Annotated in this window: 7 protein-coding genes; 4 read left to right on the forward strand and 3 right to left on the reverse strand. The window is 69.9% G+C overall.

Annotated features, from left to right (window positions below):
- Window positions 1–36: 36 nt before the first annotated feature.
- From ACFC09_RS42700 to ACFC09_RS42710, 3 genes are all read right to left on the reverse strand, one after another.
- The gene (locus ACFC09_RS42700) at window positions 37–1,065 is read right to left on the reverse strand and encodes a mannonate dehydratase (RefSeq protein ID WP_376537987.1); all 1,029 of its coding nucleotides are present in this window, start codon (window positions 1,063–1,065) and stop codon (window positions 37–39) included.
- Window positions 1,062–1,214 carry a hypothetical protein gene (locus ACFC09_RS42705; protein ID WP_376537989.1) on the reverse strand — a complete coding sequence of 51 codons (153 nt, stop codon included), beginning with the start codon at window positions 1,212–1,214 and terminating at the stop codon, window positions 1,062–1,064. Before ACFC09_RS42705 ends, ACFC09_RS42700 begins: the two co-directional genes overlap by 4 nt.
- Window positions 1,215–1,370: 156 nt before the next feature.
- Window positions 1,371–2,111: a GntR family transcriptional regulator gene (locus ACFC09_RS42710; protein WP_376537991.1), complete on the reverse strand. Its 741-nt coding sequence runs from the start codon at window positions 2,109–2,111 to the stop codon at window positions 1,371–1,373.
- 91 nt (window positions 2,112–2,202) lie between these two features.
- On the opposite strand from ACFC09_RS42710, the gene ACFC09_RS42715 reads away from it, so the two are divergent.
- The 4 genes from ACFC09_RS42715 (at window position 2,203) to ACFC09_RS42730 (ending at window position 8,329) form a co-directional block, all read left to right on the forward strand.
- The gene (locus ACFC09_RS42715) at window positions 2,203–3,483 is read left to right on the forward strand and encodes an ABC transporter substrate-binding protein (protein WP_376537993.1); all 1,281 of its coding nucleotides are present in this window, start codon (window positions 2,203–2,205) and stop codon (window positions 3,481–3,483) included.
- A 211-nt stretch (window positions 3,484–3,694) separates the two neighbouring features.
- Window positions 3,695–4,591, forward strand: coding sequence for a carbohydrate ABC transporter permease (locus tag ACFC09_RS42720; RefSeq protein ID WP_376537995.1), 897 nt, complete (start codon window positions 3,695–3,697; stop codon window positions 4,589–4,591).
- Window positions 4,588–5,508: a carbohydrate ABC transporter permease gene (locus ACFC09_RS42725; RefSeq protein ID WP_376537997.1), complete on the forward strand. Its 921-nt coding sequence runs from the start codon at window positions 4,588–4,590 to the stop codon at window positions 5,506–5,508. Before ACFC09_RS42720 ends, ACFC09_RS42725 begins: the two co-directional genes overlap by 4 nt.
- A 28-nt stretch (window positions 5,509–5,536) precedes the next feature.
- Window positions 5,537–8,329: a fibronectin type III domain-containing protein gene (locus tag ACFC09_RS42730; RefSeq protein WP_376537999.1), complete on the forward strand. Its 2,793-nt coding sequence runs from the start codon at window positions 5,537–5,539 to the stop codon at window positions 8,327–8,329.
- The last annotated feature ends 20 nt before the right edge of the window (window positions 8,330–8,349 follow it).

The following is an 8,349-nucleotide window of genomic DNA, read 5'->3' on the forward strand; positions in this document are numbered from 1 at the left end:
CGCTTCGTCCGGTGCCCGCCGCCGCTCTCGGCGCGGTCAGCCGAGGCCCAGGCCGTTGAGGACGCCCTGCAGATAGCCGATCGCGTGCGCCCGGCCGCGGCTGCAATACGCCTCGGACGAGATGTCGCCCCAGGTGTCCACGTCCCCGATCATGGCCGGCACATGGTCGTCGATGAGGAATCCGTCGAATCCGGCGTCGTCGAGCCGCCGGATCACCCGTGCCGGGTCGAAGTTGCCCTCGCCGAGGAAGCATTCGCGAAAGCTCGGCACGGTCCCGCGGACGTCCCGGAAATGGACGTAGAAGATCGCCGGTCCCAGTCGGTCGATGACCTCGTTGACGCTCTGCTCCCCGGCCATCTCCGACACCGTGCCCAGGCACAGGTTCAGCCCCCAGGACGGGCTGCCGCCCGCCTGCCCGCGCGCGCGGACGAGGGCGTCCGGCGAGGTGAAGATCCTGGCGATGCCGCCGAGGGGCTCGTCGGTCGGGGGATCGTCGGGGTGCAGGGCGAGCCGCACGCCGACCTCCTCCGCGACGGGCAGTACGGCGTCGAGGAAGTACTGGTGGTTCGCCCACATCCGGTCCGCGGTGATGGGCTCGTCCACGGGATGGTGCGGGGTCAGCCGGTATCCGGCGAGCGCGTTCCCGGCGGGTACGTCGGCCAGGTCGAAGGCGGTGACCCGGGCGCCGCCGCGGCCCTGTGCGGACATCTCGGTGCGCCAGACGTAGGTGGCGAGGAAGTTGTAGCCGAGCAGGTCGATCCCCACGGCGGCCAGATTGCGGATGGTCCGCTGATAGTTCTCGATCTGTTCGTCGCGGCCGGGCAGACCGCGCTGGACCTTCCAGAAGTGCGCCAGCGGGACGTTCTCAAGACCGTCGATCGCGAGCCCGTCGCCGTCGCAGCGCTCCCGCAGGGCCCGCAACTCGGCCAGGCTCCAGAAGCCGTCTCTTCCGGGCAGCACGTCCGGGGTGTGCAACTGCACTCCTGAGAGGCCGAGTTGATGAGCGAAGGTGGCGATCCGGGAGTCGTAGGTGTCGACATGGCCGAGGGAGAGCCGCACGGTCATGCGCGCCCGGCCCGCCGCTGTCGGTGCCGGTCGGGTCCGCCGGTCTCGTACTCCATGACGTCGCCTTCCATGCGGTGGGGGAAGCGGCAGGGTGGCACGGCTCCTGTCGGTGCGCCGGTGGCGCGGGAGCCGGGCGGTTCGGTGCGCATGATTCTCCTGGTGATCCGTTCGCCGGGAAGTGCCTGGCCGGGACGACGGCCCCCGCCGCGGACGGACGGGGCCCACGGGGTTCGCCGTCGGCGCCGTCGGTGTCGCCAGTGTCGAGGGTGTCGTCAGCGGCGATGGCGTCGCCGGTGCCATCGGGTTCACTCCGTGAAGTAGCCCGGGTACTCGGCGCGCAGCGCCGGGCCGCGCTCCAGCGCGCGCCGCGCGTGTCTGCTGATCAGCGCGCGGCCCGCGGACACGTCGGCCGTCTCCAGCGCGTCCACGATCAGCCGGTGCTCGTCGATCAGTTCCCGCATCGCGGCCGCGTCGGGCAGCGCGAGCCGGCGCAGCCGGTCGAGTTGCAGCTTCATCCGCTGCACGGCCTGCCAGGCCCCCGGATAGCCGCTGAGCGTGAAGATCTCGCTGTGCAGGGCCTCGTCGGCCGCGAAGAAGCCGTCGTAGTCCTCGGTGCGACAGCTGTGTTCCTGGCGTTCGAGCAGTTCGCGCAGCACTGTGACGTCGGGTGCCGGATCGGCGCACGCCACCTCGAAGGCGGCCACCTCCAGGCTCTCCCGGACGAAGCGCGCCTCTTCCACGTCCCGCAGCCGGATCAGCCCCACCCGAGTGCCCACCTGGGGCACCACATGGACCAACCCGGCGTCGACGAGCCGCGCGAGCGCCTCGCGCACCGGCGTGCGGCTCACCTGCAAGCGGCCCGCGAGGTCCGTCTCCGACAGTGAGGCCCCGGGGGCGAGCCGCAGTTCACGGATGGCCGAGATCAGCTCGTCGTGGACGAGGTCCGAGGTCCGCGTGCGGGTCCGGTCCCGGATGACCGGCGCGAGCCGTGCGTCCTTGCCGGCCGGTGACCGCTCGGAAGTACGTGCTTCTTCAGGGGCATTCACGAAATGATCGTTGCATGCCAATAGCTTGTATGCAAGTATCCCGCCGTTCATCCCGAGCCGTACAAGCAGAGAGTGAGGCGCAGTCATGGTCATGCGAACGGCGAGACTCGCCGCTGCGGCCGTAGCCGCCGGCATCGTGCTGACGGGGTGCAACGGCAGCTCCGGGGCGAGCAGCACCGGCCCGGCCGAGATCACCTTCTGGGGCTGGGCGGCGGGCTACGAGAAGTCCGTGGCGCTGTGGAACAGGACCCACCCCGACATCCATGTGACGTACGAGGCCATCACCGACGGCGGGGCCGGCGGTTACGACAAGTTGTTCACCGCCGCCAAGGCCGGCAAGGCCCCCTGTCTGGCCCAGGTCGGCTACGAGACCTTCGCCAGTTTCCTCGCCGCCGGCGTCCTCCAGGACGTCAGCGACCAGCTGAAGCCGCGGCGGGCCGAGTTCGCCGACTGGGTCTGGGGCAACGTCGGCGTCGACGGCAGGACCTACGGCGTGCCCGTCGACACCGCCCCGATGGCCATGTTCTACCGCGCGGACCTCTTCCGGAAGGCACACCTCGCGGTGCCGAAGACCTGGGAGGACTTCACGAAGGCGGCGGCCGCGGTGAAGGCGGCCGACCCGTCGGCCCGCATCATGAACCTCCCCACCGACCCCTACCTGTACGCCGGGTTCGCCTGGCAGGGCGGCGCCCCCTGGTTCGGGACCAAGGGCGACGCCTGGTCGGTCTCGCTCGACAGCGCCGCCAACACCGAGGTCGCCGACTACTGGCAGGGGCTGTTCGACCAGGACCTCGTCACGTCGTACCCGGCCTTCGACGCCACGCTGTATTCCGCCTGGAGCAAGGGCGAGGTCTGGGCGGAGGTCGGTCCGGTCTGGTCCGCGTCCCTCATCCGCGACAACGCGGCCGGATCCGCGGGCAAATGGGCCGTGGCGCCGATGCCGCGGTGGAACGGCACGGACACCGTCGGCAACTCGGGCGGATCGGCCACGGCCGTCATGAAGGACTGCGCGAGGCCCAAGGAGGCCACGGAGTTCGCCCTGTGGATGTCGACCGACACCGGATCCGTGTCCAACCTGATCGCCTCCGCGGCCATCCTTCCGGCCGCCAAGTCCGGCCTTGCCAACAAGGCGTTGGACGCGCCGCAGAGCTACTACGGCGGCCGGCCCGTCTACCAGTTGTTCCGTGCGGAGGCGGCCAAGGTGAACTCCGGCTGGCGGTGGGGCCCGGTCATGTCCACCACCGCGACGACGCTCGGCGACGGGCTCGGCAAGGTGCACACCAAGCAGTCCACCATCCGGGACGCCCTCGACGGCGCCCAGCGGGGCACCGAGTCCGCGCTGCGCTCCCAGGGATTCTCCGTCAGCGACTGACCGCCGCGCGGGCAGGTCCGTGCCGCGCCGTCGGCCTCCGCCGAGTCCCCGGCTCCGCTCGGACGGGGCCCCGGACGGAACGGGCACCTCGTGGCCGGCCGCGCGGATCCCCGCGCCCCGTCCGGGCGCCGCCGGCCCTCCGCGGGGCTCGACGGCCGCACGGCCCCGCACCTCCGTATCCACTTCCACAGCAAGGGTGACCGTGTCCCAAGTGACGATCCGACGGCGCCGCCTGAGCGAGTTCCGGCGAGCCGCGCCGTTCGTCGTGCCGTTCCTCCTTCTCTTCGTCGTCGTCTACCTCGTGCCCACGGTCTACTCCGTGGAGCAGAGCTTCTTCACCGTGCACCGCTCCGGCCTCGGCCTGGGCGGAGCCGACACCGTCTTCGCGGGCTTCGACAACTACGTCCGCGCCGTCCAGGACCAGGACTTCATCGCCTCCCTCGGCCGGGTCGCCCTCGTCGGTGTCGTCCAGGTACCCGTGATGCTCGGCATCGCGCTCGTCCTGGCCCTGCTGATCGACTCCTCGGCCTCGAAAGGACGCCGGTTCTTCCGGATCGCCTACTTCGTGCCCTACGGGCTGCCCGGCGTGATCGCGGGCCTGGTCTGGTCGTTCCTGTACGCGCCCACCCTCAGCCCGATCACCAAAGGGCTCGCGTCGCTGGGCGTCCACGTCAGTTTCGTCGGCGACGCCGCGCTGCCGTTCTCCCTCGCCAACATCCTCACGTGGGCCTGGACCGGCTACAACACGATCCTCATCTTCGCGGCGCTGCAGGCCGTCCCCGAGGAGACGGTCGAGGCCGCCGCCCTCGACGGCTGCTCCGGCTGGAGGGCCGCACTGCTCATCAAGGTCCCGCAGATCCGGCCGGCCCTGCTGCTCACCCTCGTCTTCTCCGTCATCGGCACCTTCCAGCTCTACAACGAGCCGACCACGATGAAATCGGTGGCCCCCAACCTGTCCTCCTCCTACACCCCGATCATGGCCGCGCTCCGCTCGCTCGCGGCCAACGACTTCCACTACGCGGCCGCTCAGTCCGTGCTCCTCGGCGCGTTGATCTGCGTGCTGTCCGTCTTCGTCTTCCGCGCGTCGGCGAGGAGGGTCGACGAATGACCACGATGCTGCGACCACCCACCCGCCCCGGACCCGCGGCCCGGAGACCGGACCCGCGGCGCGCCCGCGGCAACCCGCTCACGACGGTCAGTCCCGCCTCGCGGCTGCTCGTGCTGGCCGTCATGGCCCTGTTCGCCGTCTACTTCCTGCTGCCGGTGTGGTGGCTGGTCGTCTCCGCGACCAAGGGCCGCGGCGAGATCTTCGCCGGCAACGGCTTCTGGTTCGGCAGGCACTTCGCCCTCGTCGAGAACGTCCAGACCCTGTTCCAGGCACAGGGCGGCATCTACGGCCGCTGGCTGCTCAACTCGCTGCTGTACGCGGTCGGCGGCGGCATCGTCTCCACACTGCTCGCGGCCATGTGCGGATACGCCCTCGCCAAGTTCCCCTTCCCCGGCCGCGAGGCGGTCTTCGGCACCGTGCTCGCCGCGGTGCTGCTGCCCGCGCCCGTGCTGGCCGTCCCGCTCTATCTGCTGTTCAGCTACACCGGCACCGTCAACACCTTCTGGGCCGTCTTCGTCCCGAGCGTCGTCAGCCCCTTCGGGGTCTACCTGAGCCGGATCTACGCCGCCTCGTCGATCCCGGACGCCCTCATCGAGTCCGGGCGCCTCGACGGGGCCGGGGAACTGCGCATCTTCGCGCTGTGCGCCCGGCTCATGGCACCGGCCATGGTCACGGTCTTCCTGTTCCAGTTCGTGGCGATCTGGACGAACTTCCTCCTGCCCTCCCTGATGCTCGCCGACACCAGGCTCCAGCCGGTGACCGTGGGCCTCGTCGGCTGGCGCGAACTCCAGGGCTACCCCATCAGCTACACCACCGTCGTCACGGGCGCCCTCGTCTCGGTCGTGCCGGTCGTCGCCATGTTCGTCTCCTTGCAGTCGTTCTGGAGCAAGGGCCTCGTCACCGGAGCCGTCAAATAGCCCACCCGCACCAACGAAAGGATGATCCATGAACATCCTGACGCGCACGGTGGCGTGCCTGTGCGCCACCGTGCTGCTGGCGGCGCCCGTCACCGCCGCTCGGGCGGCGGACGATCCCCCGCCCGCGAACCTCCTCGCCGCGGACATGGACACCGGATTCGACGGCGGCACCAGCCCGCTGACCGCCGCGAACCCGGCCTCGGGCGGCACCCAGCAGATCGTCGACGTGGGCGGCGACAACGCCCTCGAACTGCGCGACGCCTCCCAGGGCAGCAACCTCTCCAGCTACTTCTACCGGCGCTGGTCCACCGGCACGCTCAAGGACCGCATCAACGAGATCTACCAGCGGCCCACCGGCAGCCCCGCGCAGCAGTTCGTCCTGCGCTACGACCTCGGACGCAGCGCCGCGAGCGACAAGCCGGTCGCGAAGGACATCTACGCGCAGATCCAGTTCGGCAACTTCGACAACAACCTCGTGCCCCGCTTCCCCGTACCCGCGGTCAGCCTCACCACCACCTCCGCCTACACCGACACCTCCGGCGGCCTGTCCCCGGTCGACGACACCGACATCGCGCAGTACCGCTTCACGATCGTGCCCAACGGCGGCCGGCGGCTGATCTCCACGGTCGAACTCGGCTTCTCGGTACGGGTCGACACCGGCGGCACCGACGAGGCGATCACCGTGGACAACGTCGGTGTGTACGAGGCCGGCGGTGGCGTCACCGACACCGAGCCGCCGACCGCGCCGACCGGCCTCACCCGCGCGGCCGGATCCGCCGACGGCGTCTCGCTCGGCTGGACCGCGTCGACCGACAACCTCGGGGTGAGCGGGTACGACGTCTTCCGCGACGGCTACCAGGTGGCCTCCGTCGGCGGCAGTACCACCTCGGCGGTGATCGGCGGCCTGATGCCCGCCACGCACTACACGTTCACGGTGCGGGCCAGGGACGCCAGCGGCAACATCAGTCCGACGAGCGCCCCGCTCGACGCGTCGACCGGACCGTACGTGCCGGAGAAACCCGCGCCCTACCCCGGCACCCGGCAGACCCGCACCCAATGGCTGTGGGACAAGACCAAGGCCATGAAGGAGGAGAGCGGCGCCGTCAACGTCGCGGCGTACACGGCACAGCTCGCCGACCACGAGAACACGGCCGTGAACCTCGCCAAACTGGACGCGCAGTTCCAGAGCTACGACTACGAGCAGTACAAGACCATGGCGAAGATGTACTCCTACCTCATGGTCGGCGACCAGTTCGACGCCGCCATGCTCGCCCACGTACGCGGCTATTTCGCCTCGTACGCCTACCAGAAGCTCCCGCAGACGGAGAACCTGCGGATGAGCAACTACGCCACCGGGTACCTCGTCGGTCAGTACTTCCCCGACGTCGCCGACCTCAACGGGAACTCGGGGGCGCAACTGAAGGCCGCCAACAAGGCCAACATCCTGGAGATGGTGGACGCGGGGGTGCGCCGCGGCTGGGCGGAGTACCAGAGCCCCGAGTACACGTTCATGACGTACTTCTGCCTCAACGCCCTCTACCAGTGGGCCGACGACGACGGACTGCGCCGCCAGGTGAAGATGGCCATGGACGTGATGTGGTTCGAGTGGGCGAACGACTGGATCGACGGCTACATGATCTCCTCGGAGAGCCGCGCCAAGGGCGACCTGTCCGCGGTCAACGATCCGACCTGGCGGCCCGCCGACCACTCCACGCTCGCCTGGACCTACTTCGGCGCCCACCGCGCCCAGTCGGGCGTCGGCGAATCGGACAACCCGGCCCCCTCCGCCTACCGTCCCAACCTTGAGTACGCCGGCCTCGTCGCCTGGCCGGGGACGACGTACACGCCCCCGTCGCTCGCGGTGAAGATCGGCCGGAAGACCGACAAGTCGTACACCTCGCGCAAGGCGAACCTGCAGAACTCCGGCGGACACGCCATGGACATCTACCGCACCACCTATGTGCGGCCCACCTGGGGACTGGGCACCGAGGTCCAGTACCGGCGGGTCGACAACTGGATCGAGGACCTGCCGGTCGTGCTCCGCTGGCGGTCCGACGCCGCCAATCCGCTCTTCCGGCTCTCCGTCGATCAGGGCAACGCCCCGATCGGCACCTACGACCAGCCCGCCGACCAGCGGGTGATGCAGGACGGTCCCACGGCGGTCGGCGTCTACCGGTCGTCCGGCGACCAGACGTCGAACTACCTCAACGCGCTGTTCCCGGCGAACGGTTCGATCCGCGAACGGCGTGCGGTCGACGGCTGGACCGTCGCCGACACCGGCACGATGTACTTCGCGTTCAAACCGGTCAAGCCGGGGACCTGGTACCACCAGACACCCAACGACCCCGCCGACAAGGTGAAGACGACGGCGCAGAACCACCCCACCGCCACTCTCAGCTACAGCTACGACATCCTGCGCAGCCAGGCCGACCGGAACGGCTGGGTGCTGGAGACGGCGGACGCGTCGGCCTACCCGGACCTCGACTCCTTCGCACAGGCCCTGACCAGCACCACCAGCCTGGACGTGACCCACATCGACGATCCGGCGCCGCGGCTTGTCTACCACAGCCTGAAGGGCGACGACCTCGACCTCACCTTCGACTCCGCGGCGGACGCGCCCGGCCCCACCCACCTCGTGAACGGCACACCGATCGACTACGACGCGTACCCGTTGTTCGACACCCCATGGCTGCACCAGGACGAACTGGGCAGCAGGTTCACGGCCTCCGCCGACGGCGAGAGCGTCGTCTACGACTTCGACCGCTGGACCGTGAAGGCCAGGCACGACGGGGAACGGGAGGAGGCTTTGGGCCGGCGGTGAGCCGGTGCGGGGTGTCCGCC

Source organism: Streptomyces sp. NPDC056161, assembly GCF_042268025.1.
In the GTDB taxonomy this organism is placed as follows: domain Bacteria; phylum Actinomycetota; class Actinomycetes; order Streptomycetales; family Streptomycetaceae; genus Streptomyces.